Annotated in this window: 1 pseudogene; it reads left to right on the top strand. The window is 35.6% G+C overall.

Features of this window, described 5'->3' with window-relative positions:
* Positions 1-197: 197 nt before the first annotated feature.
* Positions 198-436: pseudogene (locus HC175_RS18925) on the top strand (DUF3179 domain-containing (seleno)protein); the annotation flags it as partial.

The raw sequence follows: 436 nt of genomic DNA on the forward strand, positions 1-436 counted from the left end.
TTAGTGTTTAATTGTCTTTTCTTTTCTTAGTAATTCTGTGGATGCTTTTTAATCTGAAGCACACAGTCTTCAATTTACAGTTATATAAGTTAAACATTTGTCACTTTTCTGACACCAAAAAAATTCACAATTGCATAATTTGATGTTTCAAAAGAGAAGTTTTTACAATTGTTTTAAATTTCAAAAAGTGAGGGGATATGAAGATACTGCTGTTAATATCTGTTCTATTCTTTGTACAGTCTGCTCCAGGACAGACCATGAAGGGGTTCAACCTTGAAAATGCACTTATTCCGGTGGAGGAGATCAAAGACGGCGGACCACCAAAAGACGGGATTCCCTCTATTGATAAACCGAAATTTTTAAGGGCTCAAAACGCCGATTTAGGTACTCAAGATCGCATTTTAGGCGTGTATGAAAATGGAGTGGCAAAAGCTTA

The organism is Salinimicrobium oceani (assembly GCF_012037645.1).